This window comes from Alishewanella tabrizica, from assembly GCF_014652375.1.
Classification (GTDB): domain Bacteria; phylum Pseudomonadota; class Gammaproteobacteria; order Enterobacterales; family Alteromonadaceae; genus Alishewanella; species Alishewanella tabrizica.
This window is the reverse complement of record NZ_BMYR01000008.1, coordinates 62,166-87,606: the sequence shown is the minus strand read 5'-3', so window position 1 is coordinate 87,606 and position 25,441 is coordinate 62,166. Positions and strand designations below refer to the sequence as shown.

Annotated in this window: 26 protein-coding genes and 1 tRNA gene; 15 read left to right on the top strand and 12 right to left on the bottom strand. The window is 46.1% G+C overall.

All coding sequences use genetic code 11. The annotated features are described in order from the left end of the window. The first annotated feature begins 255 nt into the window (after positions 1-255). Positions 256-1,392 carry a tRNA epoxyqueuosine(34) reductase QueG gene (gene queG, locus IE070_RS10460; protein WP_189483136.1) on the top strand — a complete coding sequence of 379 codons (1,137 nt, stop codon included), beginning with the start codon at positions 256-258 and terminating at the stop codon, positions 1,390-1,392. Here the strand turns inward: queG and IE070_RS10455 are convergent. The 3 genes from IE070_RS10455 to orn form a co-directional block, all read right to left on the bottom strand. Beyond that, on the bottom strand, positions 1,361-1,564 hold the full coding sequence (locus IE070_RS10455; RefSeq protein WP_189483135.1) for a DUF1289 domain-containing protein: 204 nt from the start codon (positions 1,562-1,564) through the stop codon (positions 1,361-1,363). The genes queG and IE070_RS10455 overlap by 32 nt on opposite strands. 234 nt (positions 1,565-1,798) lie before the next feature. Further along, positions 1,799-1,874 (bottom strand) — tRNA-Gly (locus tag IE070_RS10450). A 70-nt stretch (positions 1,875-1,944) separates the two neighbouring features. Further along, positions 1,945-2,493, bottom strand: a complete 549-nt coding sequence (gene orn, locus IE070_RS10445; RefSeq protein ID WP_189483267.1) for an oligoribonuclease — start codon at positions 2,491-2,493, stop codon at positions 1,945-1,947. A gap of 153 nt (positions 2,494-2,646) precedes the next feature. On the opposite strand from orn, the gene rsgA reads away from it, so the two are divergent. From rsgA to IE070_RS10430, 3 genes are read left to right on the top strand one after another with little or no spacing between them, the layout of a single operon-like run. Further along, complete coding sequence (gene rsgA / locus IE070_RS10440; protein ID WP_189483134.1) at positions 2,647-3,681, top strand: small ribosomal subunit biogenesis GTPase RsgA; 1,035 nt, start codon at positions 2,647-2,649, stop codon at positions 3,679-3,681. A 23-nt stretch (positions 3,682-3,704) separates the two neighbouring features. After that, positions 3,705-4,577, top strand: coding sequence for an archaetidylserine decarboxylase (gene asd, locus IE070_RS10435; protein ID WP_189483133.1), 873 nt, complete (start codon positions 3,705-3,707; stop codon positions 4,575-4,577). A 29-nt stretch (positions 4,578-4,606) separates the two neighbouring features. Next, positions 4,607-5,305: a glycerophosphodiester phosphodiesterase gene (locus IE070_RS10430; protein WP_189483132.1), complete on the top strand. Its 699-nt coding sequence runs from the start codon at positions 4,607-4,609 to the stop codon at positions 5,303-5,305. A 215-nt stretch (positions 5,306-5,520) separates the two neighbouring features. Here the strand turns inward: IE070_RS10430 and IE070_RS10425 are convergent, their stop codons facing one another. Next, a complete protein-coding gene (locus tag IE070_RS10425; protein ID WP_189483131.1) occupies positions 5,521-5,928 on the bottom strand; it encodes a MerC domain-containing protein in 408 nt (135 codons plus the stop codon). Between the two features lie 215 nt (positions 5,929-6,143). Here IE070_RS10425 and IE070_RS10420 point away from each other — a divergent pair, with 215 nt between their 5' ends. Continuing rightward, on the top strand, positions 6,144-6,458 hold the full coding sequence (locus IE070_RS10420; protein ID WP_189483130.1) for a prephenate dehydrogenase: 315 nt from the start codon (positions 6,144-6,146) through the stop codon (positions 6,456-6,458). A 63-nt stretch (positions 6,459-6,521) separates the two neighbouring features. On the opposite strand, the gene IE070_RS10415 is transcribed toward IE070_RS10420, so the two are convergent. From IE070_RS10415 to IE070_RS10405, 3 genes are all read right to left on the bottom strand, one after another. Beyond that, positions 6,522-7,049, bottom strand: a complete 528-nt coding sequence (locus tag IE070_RS10415; protein WP_189483129.1) for a DUF3016 domain-containing protein — start codon at positions 7,047-7,049, stop codon at positions 6,522-6,524. Positions 7,050-7,276: 227 nt separating this feature from the next. Further along, a complete protein-coding gene (gene groL / locus IE070_RS10410) occupies positions 7,277-8,914 on the bottom strand; it encodes a chaperonin GroEL (RefSeq protein WP_189483128.1) in 1,638 nt (545 codons plus the stop codon). 47 nt (positions 8,915-8,961) lie between these two features. Further along, complete coding sequence (locus tag IE070_RS10405) at positions 8,962-9,252, bottom strand: co-chaperone GroES (protein WP_189431542.1); 291 nt, start codon at positions 9,250-9,252, stop codon at positions 8,962-8,964. Positions 9,253-9,626: 374 nt separating this feature from the next. On the opposite strand from IE070_RS10405, the gene IE070_RS10400 reads away from it, so the two are divergent. The 8 genes from IE070_RS10400 (at position 9,627) to purH (ending at position 18,374) form a co-directional block, all read left to right on the top strand. Further along, on the top strand, positions 9,627-11,450 hold the full coding sequence (locus IE070_RS10400) for a protein-disulfide reductase DsbD (protein WP_229797029.1): 1,824 nt from the start codon (positions 9,627-9,629) through the stop codon (positions 11,448-11,450). Between the two features lie 420 nt (positions 11,451-11,870). Beyond that, positions 11,871-12,329 carry a type II 3-dehydroquinate dehydratase gene (aroQ, locus tag IE070_RS10395; RefSeq protein ID WP_189483127.1) on the top strand — a complete coding sequence of 153 codons (459 nt, stop codon included), beginning with the start codon at positions 11,871-11,873 and terminating at the stop codon, positions 12,327-12,329. 18 nt (positions 12,330-12,347) lie between these two features. Then, complete coding sequence (gene accB, locus IE070_RS10390; RefSeq protein ID WP_189483126.1) at positions 12,348-12,803, top strand: acetyl-CoA carboxylase biotin carboxyl carrier protein; 456 nt, start codon at positions 12,348-12,350, stop codon at positions 12,801-12,803. A 16-nt stretch (positions 12,804-12,819) separates the two neighbouring features. Further along, positions 12,820-14,163, top strand: a complete 1,344-nt coding sequence (accC, locus tag IE070_RS10385) for an acetyl-CoA carboxylase biotin carboxylase subunit (protein ID WP_189483125.1) — start codon at positions 12,820-12,822, stop codon at positions 14,161-14,163. Positions 14,164-14,274: 111 nt separating this feature from the next. Beyond that, complete coding sequence (prmA, locus tag IE070_RS10380; RefSeq protein ID WP_189483124.1) at positions 14,275-15,156, top strand: 50S ribosomal protein L11 methyltransferase; 882 nt, start codon at positions 14,275-14,277, stop codon at positions 15,154-15,156. Between the two features lie 263 nt (positions 15,157-15,419). Continuing rightward, positions 15,420-16,391, top strand: coding sequence for a tRNA dihydrouridine synthase DusB (gene dusB, locus IE070_RS10375; RefSeq protein ID WP_189483123.1), 972 nt, complete (start codon positions 15,420-15,422; stop codon positions 16,389-16,391). 17 nt (positions 16,392-16,408) lie between these two features. Beyond that, entirely contained in the window at positions 16,409-16,699 is a 291-nt protein-coding gene (gene fis, locus IE070_RS10370) for a DNA-binding transcriptional regulator Fis (protein ID WP_019676480.1), read from the top strand. 88 nt (positions 16,700-16,787) lie between these two features. Next, positions 16,788-18,374 (top strand): bifunctional phosphoribosylaminoimidazolecarboxamide formyltransferase/IMP cyclohydrolase, encoded by a 1,587-nt coding sequence (purH, locus tag IE070_RS10365; protein ID WP_189483122.1) that lies wholly within the window; start codon positions 16,788-16,790, stop codon positions 18,372-18,374. 76 nt (positions 18,375-18,450) lie between these two features. Here purH and IE070_RS10360 read toward each other — a convergent pair whose 3' ends face one another. Together IE070_RS10360 and IE070_RS10355 are read right to left on the bottom strand one after the other, a co-directional pair. Then, the gene (locus tag IE070_RS10360; protein ID WP_189483121.1) at positions 18,451-18,987 is read right to left on the bottom strand and encodes a SixA phosphatase family protein; all 537 of its coding nucleotides are present in this window, start codon (positions 18,985-18,987) and stop codon (positions 18,451-18,453) included. A gap of 117 nt (positions 18,988-19,104) precedes the next feature. Continuing rightward, positions 19,105-19,686 carry a porin family protein gene (locus IE070_RS10355; protein WP_189483120.1) on the bottom strand — a complete coding sequence of 194 codons (582 nt, stop codon included), beginning with the start codon at positions 19,684-19,686 and terminating at the stop codon, positions 19,105-19,107. 250 nt (positions 19,687-19,936) lie between these two features. Here IE070_RS10355 and suhB point away from each other — a divergent pair, with 250 nt between their 5' ends. Together suhB and IE070_RS10345 are read left to right on the top strand one after the other, a co-directional pair. Next, entirely contained in the window at positions 19,937-20,740 is an 804-nt protein-coding gene (suhB, locus tag IE070_RS10350) for an inositol-1-monophosphatase (protein ID WP_189483119.1), read from the top strand. A gap of 115 nt (positions 20,741-20,855) precedes the next feature. Beyond that, positions 20,856-22,118, top strand: a complete 1,263-nt coding sequence (locus tag IE070_RS10345) for a mechanosensitive ion channel family protein (protein ID WP_189483118.1) — start codon at positions 20,856-20,858, stop codon at positions 22,116-22,118. A gap of 16 nt (positions 22,119-22,134) precedes the next feature. On the opposite strand, the gene IE070_RS10340 is transcribed toward IE070_RS10345, so the two are convergent. The 3 genes from IE070_RS10340 to secD form a co-directional block, all read right to left on the bottom strand. Beyond that, entirely contained in the window at positions 22,135-22,506 is a 372-nt protein-coding gene (locus IE070_RS10340; RefSeq protein ID WP_189483117.1) for a rhodanese-like domain-containing protein, read from the bottom strand. A gap of 93 nt (positions 22,507-22,599) precedes the next feature. Then, positions 22,600-23,547, bottom strand: a complete 948-nt coding sequence (gene secF, locus IE070_RS10335; protein ID WP_189483116.1) for a protein translocase subunit SecF — start codon at positions 23,545-23,547, stop codon at positions 22,600-22,602. Between the two features lie 11 nt (positions 23,548-23,558). Further along, a complete protein-coding gene (gene secD, locus IE070_RS10330; protein WP_189483115.1) occupies positions 23,559-25,415 on the bottom strand; it encodes a protein translocase subunit SecD in 1,857 nt (618 codons plus the stop codon). Between the last annotated feature and the right edge of the window lie 26 nt (positions 25,416-25,441).

The window sequence follows — 25,441 nt, the reverse complement described above, 5'->3', positions numbered from 1 at the left end:
GCGTTATAACGCCATCTGACTTGATGCTTTCGTTCAAGTTCCCTTGCTTGGCACAAAGTTGACTCAGAGCGTATGGGACTCGCCCTGAAACACCCCAGCATACGAGTGAATGTGTTTGCACACCGATATGCGCACCTGTAGATGAAATCTTTGAATGAAAACTGCGGGCTAAAACTATGGGCTAAAAAAACACTATGCTAAGATCCTTGCTGTTGCTTATAGCACCTAAGCATTTTAAAAATGGAATCCCTTAAGATGGACAAGCATCAATTGGCTCAACAAATTAAACAGTGGGCCAATGAATTAGGCTTTCAAGCCTGCGGCATCACAACACCGGATTTAAGCCAATACGAAAGCGCGTTACAGCGCTGGTTAGAGGCAGGGTATCATGGTGAAATGCATTACATGGCTGAGCATGGCATGTTAAGGGCTCGCCCGGCTGAATTACATCCCGGCACCCTGAGTGTGATCAGTGTTCGAATGGATTACTTGCCAAAACAGGCAGGGTTCGCAACGAATCTTGCCGATCCTAGCCAAGCTTACATCAGCCGCTATGCGCTAGGACGTGATTATCACAAACTGGTGCGCAGCCGTTTAAAACAACTTGGGCAACGTATTAGTACTGCGCTTGCAAACATCACCGATGTGAACGGTAGACCTTTTGTTGATTCAGCGCCTATCCTAGAACGCCCCTTAGCACAACAAGCGGGTATTGGTTGGATAGGTAAACACAGTTTAGCGCTCAATGAATCCGCAGGCTCATGGTTTTTTCTCGGCGAACTGTTAATCAATATTGCGCTGCCCACAGATACACCACACGAAGGCGATTGCGGTAGTTGCGTCGCCTGTATCACCAGTTGTCCCACAGGTGCCATCGTTGCCCCCTATGTGGTAGATGGTCGCCGGTGTATTTCGTATTTAACCATTGAATTAAAAGGGGCTATTCCGGAGGAATTTCGCGCCCTTATTGGCAACCGTATTTATGGCTGTGATGATTGCCAATTAGTGTGTCCTGTCAATCGCGATGCGCCGCTAACGGCGGAGGCCGATTTTCAACGGCGCCCCCAATGGCAAGATCATGCTTTGCTTACGCTTTTTCAGTGGGATGAGGCCACGTTTTTACACTATACGGAGGGCAGCGCCATAAGGCGTATAGGCTTTGAGCGTTGGCAACGTAATCTTGCCGTAGCGCTTGGCAATGCGCCCTATCACGCTGAAATCAGCGATGTATTGCAAGGCGCTTTAGCGCATGCGACGCCCTTAGTGGCAGAGCACATTCGGTGGGCGTTGCAACAACAAAAACAAAAATACTGGCAGCAAGGCAACTTGCTACCCCGCTCAACAGCCCGCTTAGTAAGAATTATTCAGAAGGGTCTACCCAGGGATGCATAATGTCACGTTGCCGACGCGCCTCACGCCGCTGCTGCGCCAGAAGGCTAATCTGCTCCCGACGCCACGGCTCGGCTTGATGCCACTCGGTAATCTCGGTTAATAAACGCCCGCAGCCCAAACAGCAATCATGCTGATCGAGACAACAATTACGGATGCAAGGTGATTGCGACATAACTCCTCCCTTCGCCGCTGCGTTTACAGTAAAGCTTTACCTATCATAAGTTGTAGCTGCAAATTGCCAACTTGTAACGGTACGATGCAATTTTTTTGCTGTTTCGCAGTGAAGCTGGAACAGTGAATAACTCACATCACGCAAGATGGGAGGGAATTTGCAGTAAAATAGGAACATTGTTATGAGCTTAAAACAGAAAAGCAGCCATAAGGCTGCTTTTCTGTTTCTAAAATTTGGAGCGAGTTACGAGGTTCGAACTCGTGACCTCGACCTTGGCAAGGTCGCGCTCTACCAGCTGAGCTAAACTCGCATTAACCAGCACTATCTGTACTGTTTGTGTGGCGCATTTTACAAAAACAGGCCGCTGATGCAAGACTTTTTTAAGGTAATTTAAAAAAATGCGTACGGTAAGTCACTAACTCTGCAATTGATTCACGAATATCATCCAGTGCCAGATGGCTACTGTTTTTTTGCACCTTTTTTAACACCTCTGGATGCCAGCGACGTGCAAGTTCTTTTACCGTACTCACATCTAAATTGCGATAGTGAAAAAAGGCCTCGAGGGTAGGCGCATATTCCGCTAAAAAGCGTCGATCTTGGCCAATGCTATTGCCACACATAGGTGACTTACCTGGGCTAACATACTGGCTTAAAAAGGCAATGGTCTGTGCTTCAGCCTCAGCCAATGACACGTTACTGGCACGACACCGCGCCGTTAAACCACTTTTACCATGCTGTTCAACACACCACGGACTCATATTATCTAACACATTGTCAGCGGTTTTGATGGCAAATACAGGCCCTTCAGCTAAAATATTTAAATGGCTATCGGTAACAATGGTCGCCATTTCCAAAATCACATCGGTTTTGGGTTCTAGCCCGGTCATTTCTAAATCTAACCAAACCAGATTCGTGTCGTTAATTGCCATCATTAGATGCTACCTATTACAAGTGAAAACTGAGGGAAAATGTGGGTGTTGCTATCAAGTCGCGGCTTGCCACTTTGTAAGAACCCAGAATACGAGTATGATACACGCCTTCGGCTTTACAGTAATAGCATCCTTTTTAAAAAACGGTAACCAGTGACCAAGAAAAAACATCTTAGCCAGCGCCAACATGATCGTATTGCTAAAAACGAGCAGCGCCGCTTACAACGCACAGATAAAAAATCCAACGTAGTTTGGGATGATACGCTGCTTGAGGCACCGGAACCAGGCCTTGTTATCAGCCGTTTTGGTCAACACGTCGATGTGGAAGATCGCCATGGCCAGATTATTCGCTGCAATATGCGCCGCACTATCAGCTCGGTTGTCACGGGTGATCAGGTAAGTTGGTGCCGCAGTAAACAGCCTACCGGCAGTATTGATGGCGTGATAGAAGCGGTAGAAGAGCGTCGTTCCGTGCTGTTACGCCCTGACTTTTACGACGGTTTAAAACCCGTAGCAGCCAATATTGATTTGATGATTATTGTGTCGGCTATTTTACCTGCACTGTCGTTAAATATTATTGATCGCTATTTAGTTGCCGCAGAAATGACCGGTATCAAGCCATTATTAGTGATTAACAAAGCCGATTTAATCGACGCCGATGCGCAACATGCGATAGAGCAACAACTTGATGTGTACCGTAATTTAGGCTATCCAGGACTATTGGTAAGCGCTAGCACAGGACAAGGTATGGACGCCTTACTACATTATATCCACAGTGGTACCAGTATTTTTGTTGGGCAATCGGGTGTAGGCAAGTCGTCATTAATGAACAATCTGATGCCTGAACTAGCAGCGGTAACCCAAGAAGTATCTGCTGTTTCTGGGCTTGGTCAACACACTACAACCGTATCTCGGCTCTATCATTTACCTGAAGGCGGCGCCTTAATTGATTCACCTGGTATTCGTGAGTTTGCGCTATGGCATTTATCGGCGGAAGAGGTTACCGCAGGCTTTGTAGAATTTCGTCCGTGGCTCGGCCGTTGTAAGTTTCGCGATTGTAAACATATCACCGATCCGGGCTGCGCTCTGCAACATGCCATTGCAGAAAACCAGATAAGCCAAACCCGCTATGACAGTTATTTAAAAATCCTGACCAGTATGACGCAGGATAAACCTAATCATTTTTAAAATTTAAGAGTAAGAAACGTACCATGGATAAACTTAAAATTACCCTGCAATATATTTTACCTAAACATCTTATCTCGCGCCTTGTTGGCAAACTTGCCGCCGCGAAACTGGGGTTTATTAGTCATGCGTTAATTAATATATTTATTAAAGCCTATAAAATTAATATGCAAGAAGCCCAGTTTGAGAAAGCCTCCGATTACGACAGCTTTAATGCGTTTTTTACCCGGCCCTTAAAAGCCGGTCTTCGCCCTTTAGCAACCGAACAAAACGTCATTGCCCATCCCGTTGATGGCAAAATTAGTCAGTTAGGCGACATCATTGCCGGACAGTTGGTACAAGCCAAAAACCATGATTACAGTTTACAAAGCTTGCTCGGTGGCAAAGCAGAAACGGCTGATCCTTTCTTAGGCGGTAAATTTGCCACTATTTATCTGGCGCCGAAAGACTATCACCGGATCCATATGCCTGTAACCGGCACCCTGCGCGAAATGATTTACGTGCCAGGTGAGTTATTTTCGGTCAACCCGCTAACAGCGGAAAATGTGCCTGATCTTTTTGCCCGTAACGAACGCGTTGTTACCCTGTTTGATACAGAATTGGGGCCTATGGCACTTGTGCTGGTTGGCGCAACCATCGTTGCAAGCATTGAAACGGTATGGGCCGGGACAGTGACCCCACCCGCAGGTAAAGATGTGTTCCGCTGGCAATACCCTGCTACCGGATTAAACAGTGTCACCCTAGAGAAAGGCGCTGAAATGGGCCGCTTTAAATTGGGTTCCACGGTAATTTTAGCCTTCCCTGCTAACAGCATGGCATTTTTACCCGAACAACAACCCGGTACGGTTACCCGAATGGGTGCTGCCTTTGCAAACATAACAACTGACCCGCGTTCCTAACTAAACGGCTCATTTTATAAGGATAACCTATGCAGATAATCGCGCATCGTGGTGCCAGCGGCGAGTTCCCAGAAAACACGTTATTAGCGTTTCAACAAGCTATTGCACAAGGTGCTGACGCTATTGAGTTAGACGTGTTTGCGGTTGAAAACGAGCTGGTTGTTATTCATGATGCGCGATTGGAACGTACCACATCAGGTCAGGGCAGCTTGTATGCGCATTCCTTGGCACAATTAGCGCAATTAGATGCGGGGCAAGGTCAATCTATTCCCCTGTTATGGCAGGTTCTTCAGTTGATTCAAGGCAAGTGTTGGTTAAACATTGAATTAAAAGGCCATGATACCTTAACCCCGTTATTATCTTTGCTCGACCGCGCGGTAAATGAACTCAACGTTGATCTTAGTACCTTACTCATCTCCTCATTTAATCATCCTCTGCTAGCCGCATTAAAACAGGCAAAACCCAGTATCCGTATTGGCGCCCTAACCGCCAATCTGCCTTTAGATTATGCCAAGTTCGCCAGCGAATTGCAGGCTGAGGCAGTTCATTGTGACGTGGATTTTATTAACGAAGACATGGTAAAGGATGCAAAAGCACGCGGCTTAAAAGTCTATGTTTATACGGTTGATGGTGAGCAAGCCGTAAACGCCATGCATCTGCTCGGAGTAGATGGCATTTTTACAAACTACCCGGCTAAAAGCCGAGCGATACTGAATTCAAAAGATTAACGAAACGCCTAACAGCCAGGTAAATCGTCATCATGCTATCCATCGAAGTAGCGCGATTATGCCCTCTTGGGCTAAGACACATAAGCTAAAGACAGCGATTATCAGCCATAAGGCTACAATCACCTTATGGCTAAAAGACTAGTTAATCTTCATGATTAAAAGATATGGTTAGAACAAAGAAGATCTGAGCGTTATTAAGATACAACCAAGTAACGTTAGGCCGTTTCTTTAGGTTGCTCAGATTCACAACCAGTGCACTGGTTACACAAACGCATGTTCATGATATGTGCACCGACCACTAAAACCGCCCCTATGACTAAAATAAAGTGCTCATAGTCATGTCCCCAAGCTCCGCGCTGCCAGTAAATAAAGCCGCCTAAGAACAATGCATAAAAGGGATAAAGCTTACGGTGGTAACGGTGAAAACCAATAAATAAGGTAATAAAACCTAACACCATGGTTAGCAGCAAAACAAAGCCTTCAAAGGCGTGATTGTGTGACGCAGTTAACCCTAACAGCGGTAGTACAGGCAGGATAACAGGCAATAAAATACAGTGAATAGCACACAGTGATGTGACCATAATTCCGAATTTATCAAATAACACTCTTGCCTTGGCAATCACAGCGAAACCTCAGAACAATAAAAACTCAAAAGATATAATATAACAACACAGCATACAATGAAATGGGCTGGTTAAAAAAAACTGTATGCTGCCTGTAAGCGCTAAGATATGCCATAATAACGCAACTGCACCCTATCGTTTAAAAACACTACGATCCCTTTTTAAACAACAGGGTGCGCAACTAAGCTGAGGCCTTTTGCGTATAAAGTGGAATTATGGATACATTATTAGAACAGCTAGATGAAAATTTGAAAGAGCTATATCGTAAAGCTTTAGATGCTGATGCACTGTTAGAGGAGTTGCAACAGCAGGGCCAAGCTAACTATCAGGCGATATTTAGTAAAGAGTCGGCTTTTAACGTACAAAGCAATCGCTTTATGCCCTATCTGGCTGAAACCGCAGAACAAATCGCCGCCATTCGGCAAAGCCAACAATTTAATACGGCGACGTTACAACGTGTGGTGAAGCAGTTGCAGGTGCTACATAAAACCCTGGCAGAGTTTCGGGCGGCATTGAAAGTCACTCAATAAGCGGGGCAAGTGGGTTCAGCACAGTAAATACTGCGCTGAACCGTTTTTTATTGCAAAGAGACGTTACTGAGAGACTTTAGGCGGTACCGCAGCATGCTGCGTAATGGCGGGCTGTACAGTTTTCCTAAACCAATCTTCTATCATTTTATGCTCAAACTCAAATTCTGGCCGACTGCTGGTGGCATTTAACCGCTGCATAAAGCCCATATCCCGTAAGCGGACTTCACCACTTAAAACCTCTTCACCAAGATTATCACGTAAACTGTGTGTAAAGCGCACAGCAGGTGAGTAAATGTCTTTGACGATCCGTAATGCTTGGCCAGTTGGGCCAGCAAAATAATCAACATCTCCAGCAAGATCAATATCTGTTATCGTAACGTCCCAACGATAGCCTTCAGGCATTTTTGCTGCCTGCTCATTAAAAAAACGTTCAAACGCGGCGGTAACACGTTGCTGATAACGACTTTTTGAATCATTCGCCGGACGAATATCGGTAAACTTTTCAGGTTGTTCAAAGTTAATAGTGAGCCCTGTTGCAGAAACAAGCCCTGACATCGCTAACAGTGTAATAGCAAGCAAACTGTTACGCATTTTATAACTCCTCAATTAACAGTAAGACCTAGATTAACGGTGAGACAAAATATATCACCACTAAAAATATAGTGAATATACCCTTTATGCAAGCTGAACACATTTTAAACAAATACACACCGTGTAAATAAAAAACCCCGCAGTTTCCTGCGGGGTTTTTGGTATGTTAGGCCATGTTAGGCAAAGCAAGGTGCGCTAAAAACACACTTTGCTATGGCCTATTAGCATTACATCATGCCGCCCATACCACCCATGCCGCCCATATCTGGCATTGCAGGGGCATCAGCCTTTGGTAACTCAGTTACCATCGCTTCGGTGGTGATCATCAGTGAACCAACAGAAGCAGCAAACTGCAGCGCTGAACGCGTTACTTTAGTTGGATCCAGGATACCCATTTCTAACATATCGCCGTACTCGCCACTTGCCGCGTTGTAACCGTAGTTACCTGAACCCGATTTAACTTGGTTCACGACTACTGATGGCTCTTCGCCCGCGTTAGAAACGATTTGACGCAGTGGCGATTCCATTGCACGTAAGGCAATTTTGATACCGTGGTTTTGATCTTCGTTCGCACCTCGCAAGTCAGCCAGTTTAGCGGCTACACGAACTAGGGCTACACCACCGCCAGGTACTACGCCTTCTTCTACCGCAGCACGGGTAGCATGTAAGGCGTCTTCTACGCGGTGTTTCTTCTCTTTCATTTCGATTTCAGTGGCCGCGCCCACTTTGATTACCGCAACACCGCCAGCTAATTTCGCTAAACGCTCTTGCAGCTTTTCTTTATCGTAGTCTGAGGTAGCTTCTTCGATTTGCTGACGGATTTGCTTCACGCGGCCATCAATTGCGCCTTGCTCACCAGCACCATCAATAATGGTGGTGTTATCTTTAGTGATAACGATACGCTTGGCTGTACCTAAATCTTCTAAGGTGGCTTTTTCCAGTTCCATACCGATTTCTTCAGAAATCACGGTACCGCCAGTTAAGGTAGCGATATCTTGCAGCATAGCTTTACGACGATCGCCGAAACCTGGGGCTTTTACCGCAGAGATCTTCACGATACCGCGCATATTGTTTACCACTAAGGTGGCTAAGGCTTCGCCTTCCACATCTTCAGCAATAATTAATAACGGCTTGCCTGATTTTGCAACGCCTTCTAATACCGGTAACAATTCACGGATATTCGTGATTTTCTTATCCACAGTCAGGATGAATGGGTTATCCAGTTCAACCTGGCCCGCTTCCTGATTGTTGATGAAATACGGTGATAAGTAGCCACGATCGAATTGCATACCTTCAACCACGTCTAGCTCGTTGTTCAGGCCTTGACCTTCTTCAACCGTGATCACGCCTTCTTTGCCTACTTTGTCCATGGCATTGGCAATGATTTGGCCAATTTCATCATCAGAGTTAGCAGAGATAGTGCCTACTTGCGCAATGGCTTTGCTGTCAGCACAAGGCTGAGATAAGGTTTTCAGCTCGGCTACCGCAGCGATAACGGCTTTGTCGATACCGCGCTTCAGGTCCATCGGGTTCATACCAGCAGCAACGGCTTTAACACCTTCGTTGATGATGTTCTGGGCTAATACTGTAGCAGTAGTCGTACCGTCACCCGCTTCGTCGTTAGCTTTCGAGGCCACTTCTTTGACCATCTGTGCGCCCATATTCTCGAATTTATCTTCTAATTCGATTTCTTTGGCAACAGACACACCATCTTTGGTGATAACAGGTGAGCCGAATGATTTATCTAAAATTACATTACGGCCTTTTGGACCTAAGGTAACGCGTACTGCGTTAGCCAGAATATTTACGCCTTTCAGCATTTTGTTGCGAGCTTCGTCGCCAAAACGTACGTCTTTTGCAGCCATTTTAAAATCCTTAAATACGGTTAATGATTACTCAGAAAAAGGGGGAATTAATCCAGAATAACACCTAAGATATTGTCTTCTTTGGTGATCACATATTCCTGACCATCAATTTTTTCAGTGCGCTCTACATAGGCACCAAACAGCACCTTGTCGCCAACTTTTACTTCCAGTGGCTTAACGTCACCGTTATCTAAGATACGACCATTGCCAACCGCAACGACTTCGCCACGAGTAGATTTCTCAGCAGAAGCACCAGTTAAGACGATGCCACCGGCTGACTTGCTTTCAGCGTCAGTACGTTTGATGATGACACGATCATGTAATGGACGAATATTCATGCTCTATCTCCTAAAGCTTATTTATGTTTTAACATGGTTGTTAAATTGCGTGCTCCCTATATGGGGCAAGCTAAAAAAAATTCCAAGGGGGGAATTTAAAAATTGTGCATTTTTCTAGGTGTCTTTATCGTAGAATAGCGTTATAACCAACGCTAAGTTACTAACCGCATCGCCTGAAAACAGCGTTTCAAAGCAGACAGTTTGCGTTTTAACGCATTAAAGCAGACCATGCTTGCTGTTACGCCGTAAATGCAGACTACATATTTTCTGTTATTAACAGCACATCACTCTAATCCTGATTTATAGTGACGCTTTTAAATATAACGCCACAATACTGATAGCCGCTATCACCACCGCCAAGAGGTAATTGCAACGTGATAAGACATTTGTTGTATCTGTTTTTCGTATTCTCGGTAACATTGAGCCTGCCCAGCGCAGCGCAGCAATCATCGTCTAGCGATAATGCCGTACTAAACAGCCTTTTAAATACCCAGCCACAGTTTTTACCGGTTAATCAAGCCTTTGTATTAGATTATCGGCAACAAGATGATGTGCTGGTGTTAAATTGGACCATTGCTGACGGCTACTACATGTATCGAGATAAGTTTAAACTGGGTGGCATTGCCGTTAATTTCTCGCATCCTACGTATCCAGCCAGTATCAGTATTGAAGATGAATTCTTTGGGCAATCCGAAGTGTATTATCATCAATTACAACTTAAAATTCCGTTATCTGACATCGACGAAGACGCCATTTTTCGAGTGCAGTTTATGGGCTGTGCCGAAGCGGGATTATGTTACCCTCCCGAGACTATTGAAATTCCACTTATACAGCCTTCGGCAAACGCAGCGGCTCTGGACAGCAGTGCAAACTCAGATTCCTCTGGCATAACAGCCGACAATGCGCCGGTATCTAGCCAATTTAACCTTCTAAATAAACTGTCTGAAGGATCAGTATTAGCCAGTCTAGGTGTGTTTTTCTTGCTTGGCTTGGGCCTTGCGTTTACACCCTGTGTTTTTCCGATGTATCCCATTTTAAGCAGTATTATTGTTGGCCAAGGGCAACAACTCTCTACTAGACGCGCATTTGGTCTGTCCATGTCGTATGTGCAAGGTATGGCCTTAGCGTACTCAATATTAGGCTTAATCGTCGCCAGTTTAGGGGTGAAGTTTCAAGCGGCCTTACAACACCCTGCGGTATTAATTATCGCAACCGGTATTTTTATCCTGTTGGCGTTAGCGATGTTTGGCGTCTTTAACTTGCAGTTACCTGCCCGCTGGCAAGAAAAAATTGCCGGTATTAGTAATAAACAGCAAGGTGGATCGTTGAAAGGGGCCTTTACCATGGGCGCACTCTCTGGTTTTATTGCCTCGCCATGCACCACTGCTCCGCTGTCTGCCGCCTTACTTTACGTGGCACAAAGTGGCGACTTACTGTTAGGCGCGGTTACCTTGTATGTGCTCAGTTTGGGCATGGGTTTACCATTACTGCTGCTGGGTACATCTGGCGGTAAATTACTGCCCAAGGCCGGTAATTGGATGAACTCGGTAAAAGTGATTTTTGGTTTCTTACTGTTAGCCGTGCCATTAATCCTACTTGATCGGTTTTTACCCTTTGCCGTTGTACTAATACTAGGCACCTTGCTGACGTTGTCGTTGGTGTTTTACCTCTATCGTCTGTTATTCAGTGCTAACAGTCTTAATGGTAAGGCCGCGCTGGCGGTGATCATTCAGGTGTTACTACTCGCCGTATTTTGGTTAAATTTATCCTATTGGCAACCAACATCCACCAGCAGTGCCAACGTAAACGTAACGAGCGCAGACAATGTTAATGCCTTAGGCTTTATTGAAATAAAAACAGCAGAGGAATTGGCCGAGCAATTAGCACTCACTAAGGCCGCTAACCAATTTACGATGGTTGATCTTTATGCTGAGTGGTGTGTGGCATGCAAGGAATTTGAGCAATTAACGTTCCCAAGGCCCGAAGTTACCGCGCTAACGTCGCAGATGCGTTTGATTAAAATCGATGTGACTAAAATGACGCGCAGTGATGCCGCATTGCTTGATAGCTATCAAGTGTTAGGCTTGCCGACCTTGTTGTTTTTTGCACCCGATGGCACTGAATTGACCCAAAGCCGAGTAACCGGTTTTATGAATGCCAGTGCGTTTGCTAACCATTTGTCAGCGATATTGCCTTAACACCCCTTATACATGGCAGAGCAACGTCAGTTCTGCCATGTAATCCACCGCCAGGTTATTTAACAGGTTTTAACAGAGCCACGAGAACGCGCAAGAGCAGTCTTTCCGTGTTATCGATATTTCCCGCCTGTTCAGCACTTTTAGCCTAATAGTTGGCACTTTTTTTCTAAATTAGTGTCGAACCATACAATTATGCTCACAAAAACAGCAAATTAATACCATCTAGACGGCTACTGGCTGATAAGACCAGTATTTTGCTGCCATTTGCTGCGATTTCACTATAATAAGGCGCAGATCTGCATGCTGACCTGCAAAACAGTTTGCCATTTTTGTTGAAACTACTGTTTTTTATGATTAGCCCTTATATAGTATTGCGCAGAGCATTGAACCGATAACGCACGTTCTCACTTTAGGAAGAATATGGCCGCCACTTTACGCATCTTACTGCTCAACGGGCCCAATTTAAATATGTTGGGGATCCGGGAGCCTGCTACCTATGGTGCAGAGACCTTACAGGATATCGTCCATACGTTAGAAGCTCAAGCTCAGCAGTTAGGGGTAACACTTACGTCGTTTCAATCTAATGCCGAGCATGTGCTCATTGATACCATTCAGCAGAGCTATCAACAACAAGATTTTATTATTATTAATCCGGGCGCATTTACCCACACCAGCATCGCGTTAAGAGACGCCTTGCTTTCGGTCAATATCCCGTTTATTGAAGTCCATTTATCTAACGTACATGCGCGGGAAAGTTTCCGCCAGCACTCTTATTTATCTGATATTGCTAAAGGTGTAATTTGCGGCCTTGGCGCAAAAGGCTATCACTACGCATTAGACGCGGCAGTATCGTTTTTACAACCACACAACCAAAATTAACTCAATCAGGCGACAGACATGGATATTAGAAAAATTAAAAAATTAATTGAATTGCTCGAAGAATCTGGCATTTCTGAATTAGAAATTACCGAAGGTGAAGAATCGGTTCGTATCAGCCGTAATGGCCCAGCACAACATTACGCGCCCCAGCCGATGCATTACGCACCTGCACCTGCGCCTGTCCCAGCTGCTGCACCTGTTGCCGCAGCACCCGCAGTTGCTGCGGCCCCTGTTGTCTCTGGCCAAACAGTTAAATCACCTATGGTCGGTTCATTCTATCGTGCGGCGTCACCTACCTCGAAAAACTTTGTAGAAGTGGGTCAGAGTGTCAAAGTGGGCGATACCTTATGTATTGTTGAAGCGATGAAGATGATGAACCAGATCCAGTCTGACAAAGCCGGTGTGGTAAAAGAAATCTTAGTTGAAAACGGTGAGCCGGTTGAATTTGATCAACCCCTCTTCATTATTGAATAACGCAAAAGGCTGACTGATGCTAGAAAAAGTACTGATAGCCAACCGCGGCGAAATTGCTTTGCGTATTTTACGCGCCTGCAAAGAGCTCGGGATCAAAACGGTGGCAGTGCATTCCACTGTCGATCGCAACTTAAAGCACGTGCTCTTGGCCGACGAAACCATTTGTATCGGCCCAGCACCGTCACCACAAAGTTATTTAAATATCCCTGCTTTAATTGCTGCCGCTGAAGTAACCAATGCGCAAGCTATTCACCCTGGTTACGGCTTTTTAGCCGAGCGAGCCGATTTCGCGCAACAAGTAGAAGAGAGCGGCTTAGTCTTTATTGGGCCTCACCCCGATTCTATTCGCTTAATGGGCGATAAAGTCTCGGCCATTGAAGCGATGAAAAAAGCTGGCGTGCCTTGTGTACCAGGTTCAGATGGTGCTGTAGGTGATGATCCTGCCACCAATATGAAAATTGCCAAACGTATCGGCTATCCTATTATTGTAAAAGCGGCTGGCGGCGGCGGTGGCCGTGGGATGCGTGTGGTGCGTTCAGAGGAAGAACTGGTTAGTTCTATCGAGATGACCAAAGCCGAAGCCAAAGCGGCTTTTGGTAATGATATGGTGTACATGGAGAAATTCCTTGAAAACCCACGCCATATTGAAATCCAAGTATTAGCCGATGGCCAAGGTAATGCCATTCACCTAGGTGAACGTGATTGTTCAATGCAGCGTCGCCATCAAAAAGTGGTCGAAGAAGCACCGGCGCCAGGAATTACGCCTGAACTGCGTGCCTTTATCGGTGGTCGCTGTGTTGATGCTTGTAAAGTGATGAATTATCGCGGTGCAGGTACCTTTGAATTTCTGTTTGAAAACGGTGAGTTTTTCTTTATCGAAATGAATACCCGTATTCAGGTAGAACATCCGGTAACCGAAATGATCACCGGCGTAGACTTAATTAAAGAACAATTGCGCATTGCTTCTGGTATGCCAATGACGATTAAGCAAGAAGATATCGTGATCCGTGGTCATGCCGTGGAGTGTCGTATCAATGCCGAAGATCCGGTAAGCTTTATCCCTTCACCTGGCAAGATCACCCGGTTCCATCCACCTGGTGGCAATGGCATTCGCTGGGATTCGCATATCTATGCTGATTATACCGTACCGCCAAACTATGATTCTATGGTCGGCAAGCTGATTACTTACGGTGAAAATCGTGAAATCGCGATCGCAAGAATGCGCAACGCGCTTGACGAGTTATTGGTAGATGGCATTAAAACCAATATCCCACTGCATAAAAACATTATGCGCGATGCGGGTTTCTGCAAGGGCGGCACCAATATCCATTATCTAGAAAAGAAATTGGGCATTAAATAATTAGCCGCGCGGTGTACTTGATAAAAAGGACCATTTTGGTCCTTTTTTATTTCGCACTATGCCATCAGAGCGCTATAATATTGGCCCTTTATCAGCAAGCCGAGATTTACCATGCCCTGGATCCAACTGCGCGTCACCACCACTGAGAAAAAAGCCGAACAGGTCAGTGATATGCTGATGAGCTGGGGTGCCCAGGCCGTGACCTTTTTGGATGCCAAAGACACGCCGATTTATGAGCCGATGCCTGGGGAAATTCTGTATTGGGAAAACACCGTGGTCATGGGCCTGTTTGATGCTGAACACCCCATGCAAAAAGTCATTAAACAGTTAGAAAGCGTTGCATTGTTTAAAGACGGTTTAACCTACAAGCTGGAACAATTGGAAGATAAAGACTGGGAACGTGAATGGATGGATAACTTTCATCCCATTAAATTTGGCGAGCGTCTTTGGGTTTGCCCTAGCTGGCGGGATATCCCAGAACCAACTGCTGTGAACGTTTTATTAGATCCTGGCCTAGCCTTTGGTACAGGTACCCATCCCACTACCGCATTATGTATGCAATGGCTAGATGCGCATATCAGCAAAGGGCAAACCGTGGTCGACTTCGGTTGTGGCTCGGGCATACTGGGTATAGCGGCGCTCAAACTCGGCGCCAGCCGCGTCATTGGTATTGATATCGATCCCCAAGCCATTATGGCCTCGAAAGCCAATGCCGAGCGTAATAGCGTTGCCGGACAAATTGAACTGTATTTACCCAAAGATCAACCTAGCCTGCAAGCCGATGTCGTTGTCGCCAATATCCTCGCCGGCCCGTTAGCCGAATTAGCAAGTATTATCAGTGCTTATGTGAAACCCGGCGGTTTGCTGGCACTTTCGGGTATTTTACAAAGTCAGGCACAAAGCGTTATCGCCGCGTATGCAAACGAGTTTGTCTTTGACGCGATAGCTGAACAAGATGAATGGGTACGTTTAAGTGCCAGAAAAAACACCTAATTCAGTCTATATTCAGCCATAACGTAAACCAATTATCGCTTTCATTGATGGTGATAAAAACAACAGCAACACAATTATCTTTTTATGACAGCCAGTATTTTCGCGAGTGGATCGGGTAGAAAATGCGTCTTTTCAGCCTTTTAGGGAATGTCAATCCCTGAAAGGCCAAAAAAAAGCAAATTTTGTTTAAATAATAGCCTTTGCTTTAGTGGCAAAAATCCGTAAACTTAGCGCCCCTTAAGGGTAGAGCCTCGGATTCAGTGGTGCGCATAGGTCCATATCAGTTAGCGAACAAGGTTATTTGTGCTCCGATGGCTGGAGTCACTGATCACACTTTCAGGGAGCTTTGTCGGCGATTTGGTGCTGCTTTAGCTGTATCTGAAATGCTGTCGAGCAATCCACTGGTCTGGCAGAGCGAAAAGTCACAGAATCGGATGGGACATCGCCACGAGTCAGGCATTCGCTCAGTACAAATTGCGGGCAGTGATCCTGAACAGATGGCCGATGCAGCTCGACATAATGTCGACATAGGCGCCGACATTATTGATATTAATATGGGTTGCCCAGCAAAAAAAGTGAACAAAAAGCTAGCAGGTTCGGCGTTATTGCAATACCCCGAGCTAGTGCAGCAAATTGTAAACGCGGTAGTTAAGGCGGTTAATGTGCCGGTTACCTTAAAAATACGCACCGGCTGGGACACCGAAAACCGCAATGGCGCATTAATTGCGCGAATAGCAGAAGATAACGGCATACAAGCGTTAGCAGTACATGGTCGTACTAAAGCCTGTATGTATAAAGGAGAAGCCGAGTACGACACCATTGCTGCCATTAAGCAGCAGGTTAAGATACCGGTCATTGCCAATGGTGATATAACTTCACCGGAAAAAGCGCAATTCGTGCTCGATTACACCGGTGCCGACGCCATTATGATTGGTCGTGCGGCACAAGGTCGGCCATGGATTTTCCGAGAAGTCGTGCACTATTTGGCAACAGGGGAGAAACTGGCTGCACCTGCCATATGCGAGGTGCAGCAAATAATGCTGGAGCATGTTCAAGGTCTGCATCAGCTCTATGGAGAGCACGCTGGTGCCCGTATCGCCCGTAAACATGTGGGTTGGTACCTGGCAGAACATGATGCAGCAGGACTATTTCGCAGTGAATTCAATGGTATTGAGGATGCTAACCAGCAGCTCAATACATTAAATGACTATTTTCATAAACTAGCAGCAACCTAACGTAAAAGAGAAAAGCAATGTTTAATTCGAACGTTACTTCGCCATTTATCACTAACGCCCATGTTCAGACTCAAGAGAAGCCACAAGCTTTATCTAACGCCGTACAAAAAGCCGTTGCTAATTACTTGCAACAGCTTAACGGCCAAGACGTGAACGATTTATACGAGTTGGTATTATCCGAATTAGAGCGGCCGTTACTAGAAGAAGTTATGAAGTACACTCGCGGTAACCAAACGCGTGCAGCCAACTTAATGGGTATCAACCGCGGTACGCTGCGTAAGAAATTAAAGCAATACGGCATGTCGTAATGCCCCCGCAGGGTTCCGCCCTGCACCAAAGCACCTTCGGGTGCTTTTTTATTGACCTTTTTCTTTTGGCTACAACGAGATAAACCTGATGAGCACACTTCGCCCTGTTCGCCGCGCCTTGTTAAGCGTCTCCGATAAAACCGGTATTGTTGAATTTGCCCACGCCCTTCATGCTATGCAGGTAGAAATTTTATCTACCGGCGGTACCGCCAAATTACTCGCGGCGCAAGGTATTAAGGTTATTGAGGTATCTGATTACACCGGTCACCCGGAAATAATGGATGGCCGCGTTAAAACGTTACACCCTAAAATCCATGGCGGTATTTTAGCAAGACGTGGCACAGATGAAGCCGTTATGGCTGCCAATCATATTGGCCCTATCGATCTAGTCGTGGTTAACCTTTATCCATTCGCCACTACCGTTGCAAACGCTAATTGCACGCTTGCAGACGCGGTTGAAAATATCGATATCGGTGGTCCAACCATGGTACGCGCAGCGGCGAAAAACCATCAGGATGTGACCATTGTGGTTAATGCCAGCGATTATGCTACTGTACTTGCCGAAATGCAGACCAACCAGGGTGCAACCACGCAGGCTACCCGCTTTAGCTTAGCCATCAGCGCCTTTGAACACACCGCGCAATATGATGGCATGATTGCCAATTACTTTGGCACTATGCTGCCGGCATACGGCCAAGAGAATGACGCTGCCACTCAGTTTCCACGTACCTTTAATAGCCAGTTTGTAAAAAAACAAGACCTACGCTATGGCGAGAATAGCCATCAGCAAGCGGCGTTTTATGTCGATGCTAACGCCAGCGAAGCCTCAGTGGCCACTGCAACTCAGCTACAAGGTAAGGCGCTGTCTTACAACAATATCGCCGATACTGACGCAGCGTTAGAGTGCGTAAAAGAATTCTCAGAGCCAGCCTGTGTTATCGTGAAACATGCGAATCCATGTGGCGTGGCCATTGGTGACAACATTCTAGCCGCCTATAACCGCGCCTATAGCACCGATCCTACTTCAGCCTTTGGCGGTATTATTGCCTTTAACCGCGAGCTGGACGAAGCGACAGCACAAGAAATCGTTAGTCGGCAGTTTGTAGAAGTCATTATCGCGCCACGCGCTACAGAAGCAGCAATAGCGGTGGTTGGCAGTAAGCCTAATGTGCGCTTGTTAGTGTGCGGTGACTTTACTGCCGCAGCGCCTGCACTGGATATTAAGCAGGTCAATGGCGGTATCTTGTTGCAAGATCGCGATCAAGCGCAAATTAGCGCCGCTGATTTAAAAGTGGTCACCAAGCGCCAGCCAACTGAGCAAGAGCTAAAAGATTTACTGTTCTGCTGGAAAGTGGCGAAGTTTGTGAAATCCAATGCCATTGTGTATGTGAAAGATAGCATGACCATTGGTGTAGGTGCTGGCCAAATGAGCCGTGTGTATAGCGCGAAAATTGCCGGTATTAAAGCCGCAGACGAGAATCTGGAAGTTAAAGGCTCAGTGATGGCCTCTGATGCCTTCTTCCCATTCCGTGATGGTATTGACGCTGCTGCCGCTGCCGGTATTACTGCCGTGATCCAGCCAGGTGGCTCTATGCGTGATGCTGAGGTGATTGCTGCTGCTGATGAGCATGGTATGGCAATGGTATTTACCGGCGTAAGACACTTTAGGCATTAATCTAAAGCGTGTCTCGCTGGGATTTAATGCAGTTAACTGCGCTAAAACAAGGTCGCCAAATTGGCGACCTTTTTTATCACATAAACTTTACGGGCACCGACCATTGCAGGCACCAATTTACTGTAGCGCTGTCGTTGCTGCCAGCAGACGATGCAGTAAATTCAGTTGATTCTGTATTTAATTGCAAACAGGTTAGTGAGGCTTTACGAACCTTTAACAAAGGTTCCAGCAATGGCAGTTGTGCGTTCAACATACGGCTTATCAGCTGCGATAAATCAGGCTCATGTCCAACAAACAGGCTAGGTGCTGATAATTGGGGGATCAGGCGTTGTAACGCCTCAAGTGCATCCAGCGGCGGCGTATTAAGCGCTAGCCAATCCACCGCTGTGGCAGAGGTTAACTTCGCTTGCTCACACACAATAGCAGCTGTTTCGCTTGCCCGTGGATAGGGGCTAGTAAAGACATGCTGCGGTAACATGTCGTGGCGTACCATAAATTGCCCTACCTTTGCCGCTTGCTGTTTGCCTTTTTCAATTAAGCAGCGCGCACGATCGTCCTGATCTGGCAATATAACCTCAGCCGTAGCATGGCGTAAAAAGTAAAGTGTGCTCATAAGGTATCCAAATTGATGTGCAATTCTTTTGTAATGTGCATCACAAAAAATGTTAGCACTCATATAAGAACACACTATTACGGGGCACAGCTGGCCCCCGTCATGTTGAGTTCTGCGTTAAAAGCGGTACTGCAGTCCCAAGGTCATCAGAGAGACATCCGATTTAAACAGCCCCTCGTCTTCCTCTTCCAGTTTAGGTAACCGAGTATATTCTGCCACAACACTCAAACTGTTTGTGAGGTTAAGTGCAACACCTGCACCAAATTGTACGCCTTTTTCAGTGGTTGTTTCGCGGCCGTCAGCGCCTAGCACTTCATAAGCAAGGGCATAACGGGTTTCTCCGTATCCCGCGGTGCCAAACACCGACACGGTTTGGCCAAGATGAAAAGTTCCTTTTGCAACCAACGCCATATGCCGATCTAGCTCAAAACGTGCCGCATCTGAACCACTGAACAGATCCTCATCTTCAACGCCTTGCGCATAACGCGCTTCTAATCCCAAGAATGGGCTGAGTTGATAGCCTAAATTGACTCCAACAAGGCCAAATTTGGCATTAGCACTGCCTAAATCTGATTCCAAGTCGACTTTTTGCTGGCCATAATGTGCACCAAGATACAGTCCGCTATCTGGCGTTTGTGCCAATACCGTATTCGCTGATAACGCCGTAAAAGCAGCCATGGTGGCAACTAATTTCAACATAAAGAGTCCTCGTGTTCATCATTAATGTCAGCACAAGGTATAACAGAGCGCGGATGAATCTATCATTAACCCACCAGATACCTAGATGAACGTACTGATACCACGATGGGCTTTTACCCCACATTGCAACCTTGATGCTTTATCCAGGAAAACTGACGCTAAGGCTTTACTTTTTCTGCCCAACCGCTACAATACGCGCCGCTCTTTTGAATGTTATTTATACAGCTCTTTCCAAAATAAGGTAATCGTTATGCATCCGATGTTAAACATCGCTATTCGCGCTGCCCGTAGTGCGGGTAATGTTATTGCACGTGCTTGTGGCCAGCTAGACATGGTTCAAAAAATGCCAAAAGGAACGAATGATTTCGTTACCAATGTCGACCGCGAAGCTGAACAAGCTATCGTTGCGGTGTTAAAAAAATCCTTCCCAACCCATGGTATTGTGGGCGAAGAGCATGGCGATTACGGCAACAATGACAGTGAGTTTCAATGGATCATCGATCCGTTAGATGGCACGACCAACTTTATCAAAGGCATTCCGCATTTTGCAGTCTCTATTGCCTTAAAACATAACGGTAAGTTAGACCAAGCAGTGATTTTCGATCCATTGCGTGGCGAGCTCTTTACCGCATCGCGTGGCCGTGGCGCACAATTAAACGGTACCCGGATCCGCGTGAGTAACCTGCCCGATATGCAAGGCAGTATCTTAGCAACGGGTTTTCCCTTCAAAGCGAAACACCACTTAGACAGTTACAGCAATATTTTTAATGCTTTCTTTGCTGATTGTGCAGATATGCGCCGCACTGGCTCAGCTGCCTTAGATTTAGCCTACGTTGCCGCAGGCCGCTTTGATGGCTTTTGGGAAATCGGCTTAAAACCATGGGATATCGCAGCAGGCGAGCTGATTGTGCGTGAAGCCGGTGGCATGGTGTGCGACTTTGCTGGAGGCAATAATCACATGAAGAGCGGTAATACTGTGGCAGCCAGCCCGAAAGTGCTGCAAGCCATGGTGAAAGGCATGCGCCCACACTTGTCAGAAACCTTAGCGAAATAATACGCTGCTACACTGTACGTTCGGCGGCATGCTTGTGCTGCCAAGCGTCAACATCCGTACTGTAAATCCGACAACTGTCGGATTTTTTTATCGACCTGACCGACACGAGGTAATTATGCAAGAACAACTCGCACAACTTGATGCCTGGACAGCCGAATACAGCCATTTAGCCATGTGGCTTGGTTTAACAGTACTGCTGTGCTTATCTTGGTGCGCTAATTTTCTGGTAAAGCATATCTTACTGCGTGGCGTTTTGCGGCTGCTTAATTTAGAACGAAAGCAATGCGAGCAACGGGGGTTTGATCTGCGCTTTATTTCCCGTTTATCTAATGTCGTACCGGCGCTAGTCATTTCAACGCTGATCCACAAAGTTCCACTGCTCCCTGACTTGCTAATGCAAGTCACCGTGAATGTCACAAACGCCTTCGTGGTGTTAACGATTGCCATCGCCCTCAGTAATTTGCTGTCATTAATAAATAATTTGTACTCCCGCAGGCCTGATGCCCGCAATAAACCGATTAAAGGCTACATCCAACTGGCCACTATCGTTATTTATGCGATTGCTGTTATTTTGGTTATCGCTGCCCTATTCGATCGTTCTCCGCTTATCTTGTTATCTGGCTTAGGCGCTATGGCCGCCGTTTTAATGCTCATTTTCCAAGACACCATTTTATCGTTAGTGGCCAGTGTACAAATTTCTTCGAACGATATCATTCGCGTTGGTGATTGGGTTGAAATGCCCCAATTGAACGCCGATGGCGATGTAATAGATATCGCCCTGCATACTGTCAAAATTCAAAACTGGGACCGCACCATCACGACTATTCCCACCCGCCGTTTTATGACAGATCCCTTTAAAAATTGGCGAGGCATGCAGGAATCTGGCGGCAGACGCATTAAGCGTAGTATTATGCTTGATCAACAAAGTATTCACTTTCTAAGCAAACCAGAAATTGATCAACTAAGCCGTTTTAGTTTGCTGCAACAGTATTTAAACGAAAAACAACAGGAAATTGATGCATGGAACGCGCAATTAGCCGAACAAGGCAAAGAGCCAGTTAACACCCGGCGTATTACCAATATTGGTAGTTTTCGGGCTTATGTGGTGCAGTATTTAAAAAATCATGCAGGTATTCACCAAAATATGACGCTGATTGTGCGGCAACTGTCGCCAAGTGCTGAAGGATTACCGCTAGAAATTTATTGCTTTACCAATACGACCGTTTGGGTGGCTTACGAAGGCTTACAATCGGATATTTTTGATCATTTATTGGCTATTTTACCCGAGTTTGGCTTGCGGGTTTATCAACAACCAAGTGGGTTGGATGTGAGAGCGTTAAACCTCTCTGCTCTCAACACGCCAACATTATTAGAATAGCGCTATTAGAAGAGCGTTATTCTGGTGTTATTACCGGCAAATTGCGTGCAGTCCACTCTCGGTATCCCCCGATTAAACTGAACACATGTTGATAGCCCATTTGCTGCAATGTCTGAGCGGATAAAGCAGAACGAAAGCCACCACCACAATACAGCACAATTTTTTGCTTTTTATCAGGCACAGTTTGCTCAATATCGCGCTCGATAATGCCCTTACCGAGATGCATTGCTTCGGGCAAATGGCCACTTAACCATTCATGATCTTCGCGAATATCTAGCAGCACATAAGGTTCATTGTGCTGCTGCATTTCATCTATAGTCATTTCGTTGATCTGGCTTTTTGCTGCGTTTACTAAGGCAATAAAACCCGGTGCATGCTGTTTACTCATATATTTTCCTATAAAAAATGCCAGTCGATGACTGGCATTTTTAACACACTTTAGACGTAATTACACTTCATACGTACTCACCTTTACCGGTGATTAGAGCAAGGGCTCTGTGCCTTCGCCTTCTTTCTCTGGTGGTGGTGGAGGCAACATATCTTCGCGGTTAAGGCCAAGCTGTACCGCAATACCACTGGCCACAAACACAGAAGAATAAGTACCGATAGCAATACCAAATAACAACGCTGTAGCAAAGTTATGGATTAAGGCACCACCCATATAAAATAATACAATTAATACAATAATGGTGGTTAACGACGTAACGACCGTACGATTTAACGTAGCGGTTACCGCATCATTAACCGTTTCAGCTGCAGTGGCATCACGCAATTTACGGAAGCTTTCGCGGATCCGGTCAAATACAACGATAGTATCGTTAATTGAATAACCAATCAGCGCTAAAATAGCCGCCAATACCGTCAAGTCAAATTCCAGTTGTAGCAGCGAGAACAAGCCGAGGGTAATAATCACATCGTGCCCTAATGCCAGTACCGCACCTAACGATAGCCGCCATTCAAAGCGCATGCCGACATACAGTAAAATACCAATTAACGCAGCCAGCATGGCTAAACCGCCTTGCTCTTTTAACTCGTCTCCTACCGAAGGTCCAACAAACTCAATACGGCGCATCTCTACAGCGGATGACGAAGTTTGAGATACTGCCGCTAATATTTCATTGGAAATACGGCTTTGATCAATGCCTTCTCGTGGAGAGATACGAATAGCCACATCTTGGCTTGAACCAAAATATTGCACCACTGCATCGGGATAACCACGCTCTGCCAGAATGGCCCGCACTTGGGTTAGATCAGCATTTTCAGCAAATCCAACTTCAATCACGGTACCCCCGGTGAAGTCCAAGCCCCAGTTTATTCCTTTGGTAAATAGCAATCCTAATGAGCCTAGTACCAACAACGCCGATAGCATTAATGCTGGCCATTTGTAGCGCATAAAATTAATAGAATCAGTAAAACGAAATATTCTCACTGTTTAGCTCCTCACATTGGCAGCGACTGAACGCGACGGCCGCCCCAGATTAGGTTAACCAGTAAGCGGGTACCCACTACTGAGGTAAAAATAGACGTTAAAATACCAATCGCTAAGGTTATCGCAAAGCCTTTGACCGGACCGGTACCAATGCCAAAGAGTATCAACGCAACTAATAGGGTCGTAACGTTAGAGTCGGCAATGGTAGCAAAAGCACGATCATAGCCTTGATGAATGGCCTGCTGTACCGAACGGCCATCAGCCAATTCTTCGCGGATCCGCTCAAAAATAAGCACGTTGGCATCAACCGCCATCCCTACCGTTAACACAATACCTGCCATACCCGGCAAGGTCAGCGTAGCCCCTGGGATCATTGACATAATACCAACAATCAAAACTAAGTTAGCCACTAACGCCAGGTTCGCAATAAGCCCAAACGCACGATAGTAAATCACCATAAAGATCAGCACTACGACCATGCCCCACATAATAGCAGTCATACCTAAATCGATATTTTCCTGCCCTAAGCTTGGACCAATAGTACGCTCTTCAATGATTTGTGTTGGTGCAATTAAGGCACCTGCGCGCAGTAACAGTGCTAGGTTTTGTGCTTCTGCTGGGTTACCGATACCGGTGATCCGGAAACTACGTCCTAAACGTGCTTGAATCGTAGCCGCATTAATCACTTCTTCTTGTTTGATTAACACTGGCGTACCGTCTGCTTGTAATTCCTCGCCCGGTTTATACTCAATAAACACCGTCGCCATACGCCGACCAATGGAATCCCGCGTGGCCACTGACAGGAGGTTACCGCCTTGTGCATCAAGTGAAATATTCACCTGCGGCTGGCTGTATTCATCATAACTCGAACTGGCGTTCGTTATATGCTCACCCGTCAGCATAACCCGGTTTTCCAGTAAGTATGGCTGACCATTACGATCGGTATATAACGACGAGCCTGGCGGTAAACGACCATTTAAGGCCGCCGCTAAATCACCTTGCTCATCAACCAGACGAAACTCTAACGTGGCGGTTGCCCCTAAAATCTCTTTCGCTTGCGCCGGATCTTGTACACCAGGTAATTGCACGATAATACGATCAGCGCCTTGACGCTGCACCAGCGGTTCCGCAACACCAATCTCATTTACCCGATTACGAATAATGGTAATGTTTTGTTCCAGCGCGTATTCCCGAATTTCACGAATACGGTTTTCGCTTAAACTCACATTTAAACTAAACTCAGCAGCGCCATCGGTAAAAACATATTCACGATCCAGCTGACTTAACGCAGTACGAGCCGCTAATACATCTTCGGCTGAGCGCAATAAAATTTGCACTTGACCGCGTTCAACATCAGCCGATACTGAGCGATACCGCACCCGAGCCTCACGTAAATCGGCCCGAAATGCTTGTGTCAGATCGTTAATGTTTTTATCTAAGGCCGCTTTCATATCTACGGCCATTAAAAAATGGACACCACCACGTAAATCTAAGCCTAATTTCATAGGGCTAGCACCGATAGCCGCTAACCAAGCCGGTGTGGTAGGAACTAAGTTTAACGCAGAAACATAGTTCACATTTCCGAGCAATTCGGTGGCAACTTGGCGTCCACGCAGCTGATCTTCAGCCGATTGAAATCGCACTAATACCTGACCATTTTCTAACGTAACCGCTTTAGGCGTGATACCCGACGCGGTTAAGCGTTCTTCTAACTGTTGTCGCGTGGTTTCCGACACCACACCCCCGCGTGTTGCGTTGATGTTTAATGCCGGATCCTCCGGATATAAATTGGGCATGGCATACACTAATGCCAGCAGCAGTACCCCGATAACAACAAGGTAGCGCCAAAGCGGATTTTGGTTTAACACAAAAACATCCTTTCGATAAAAGCGCC

Excerpts from the sequence above, each read along its gene's own strand:
- queG (WP_189483136.1), top strand. The coding sequence starts at position 256 with ATGGACAAGCATCAATTGGCTCAACAAATTAAACAGTGGGCCAATGAA.
- IE070_RS10455 (WP_189483135.1), bottom strand. The coding sequence starts at position 1,564 with ATGTCGCAATCACCTTGCATCCGTAATTGTTGTCTCGATCAGCATGAT.
- orn (WP_189483267.1), bottom strand. The coding sequence starts at position 2,493 with ATGGCAATTAACGACACGAATCTGGTTTGGTTAGATTTAGAAATGACC.
- asd (WP_189483133.1), top strand. The coding sequence starts at position 3,705 with ATGGATAAACTTAAAATTACCCTGCAATATATTTTACCTAAACATCTT.
- IE070_RS10430 (WP_189483132.1), top strand. The coding sequence starts at position 4,607 with ATGCAGATAATCGCGCATCGTGGTGCCAGCGGCGAGTTCCCAGAAAAC.
- IE070_RS10420 (WP_189483130.1), top strand. The coding sequence starts at position 6,144 with ATGGATACATTATTAGAACAGCTAGATGAAAATTTGAAAGAGCTATAT.
- IE070_RS10415 (WP_189483129.1), bottom strand. The coding sequence starts at position 7,049 with ATGCGTAACAGTTTGCTTGCTATTACACTGTTAGCGATGTCAGGGCTT.
- groL (WP_189483128.1), bottom strand. The coding sequence starts at position 8,914 with ATGGCTGCAAAAGACGTACGTTTTGGCGACGAAGCTCGCAACAAAATG.
- IE070_RS10405 (WP_189431542.1), bottom strand. The coding sequence starts at position 9,252 with ATGAATATTCGTCCATTACATGATCGTGTCATCATCAAACGTACTGAC.
- aroQ (WP_189483127.1), top strand. The coding sequence starts at position 11,871 with ATGGCCGCCACTTTACGCATCTTACTGCTCAACGGGCCCAATTTAAAT.
- accB (WP_189483126.1), top strand. The coding sequence starts at position 12,348 with ATGGATATTAGAAAAATTAAAAAATTAATTGAATTGCTCGAAGAATCT.
- accC (WP_189483125.1), top strand. The coding sequence starts at position 12,820 with ATGCTAGAAAAAGTACTGATAGCCAACCGCGGCGAAATTGCTTTGCGT.
- prmA (WP_189483124.1), top strand. The coding sequence starts at position 14,275 with ATGCCCTGGATCCAACTGCGCGTCACCACCACTGAGAAAAAAGCCGAA.
- fis (WP_019676480.1), top strand. The coding sequence starts at position 16,409 with ATGTTTAATTCGAACGTTACTTCGCCATTTATCACTAACGCCCATGTT.
- purH (WP_189483122.1), top strand. The coding sequence starts at position 16,788 with ATGAGCACACTTCGCCCTGTTCGCCGCGCCTTGTTAAGCGTCTCCGAT.
- IE070_RS10360 (WP_189483121.1), bottom strand. The coding sequence starts at position 18,987 with ATGAGCACACTTTACTTTTTACGCCATGCTACGGCTGAGGTTATATTG.
- IE070_RS10355 (WP_189483120.1), bottom strand. The coding sequence starts at position 19,686 with ATGTTGAAATTAGTTGCCACCATGGCTGCTTTTACGGCGTTATCAGCG.
- suhB (WP_189483119.1), top strand. The coding sequence starts at position 19,937 with ATGCATCCGATGTTAAACATCGCTATTCGCGCTGCCCGTAGTGCGGGT.
- IE070_RS10345 (WP_189483118.1), top strand. The coding sequence starts at position 20,856 with ATGCAAGAACAACTCGCACAACTTGATGCCTGGACAGCCGAATACAGC.
- IE070_RS10340 (WP_189483117.1), bottom strand. The coding sequence starts at position 22,506 with ATGAGTAAACAGCATGCACCGGGTTTTATTGCCTTAGTAAACGCAGCA.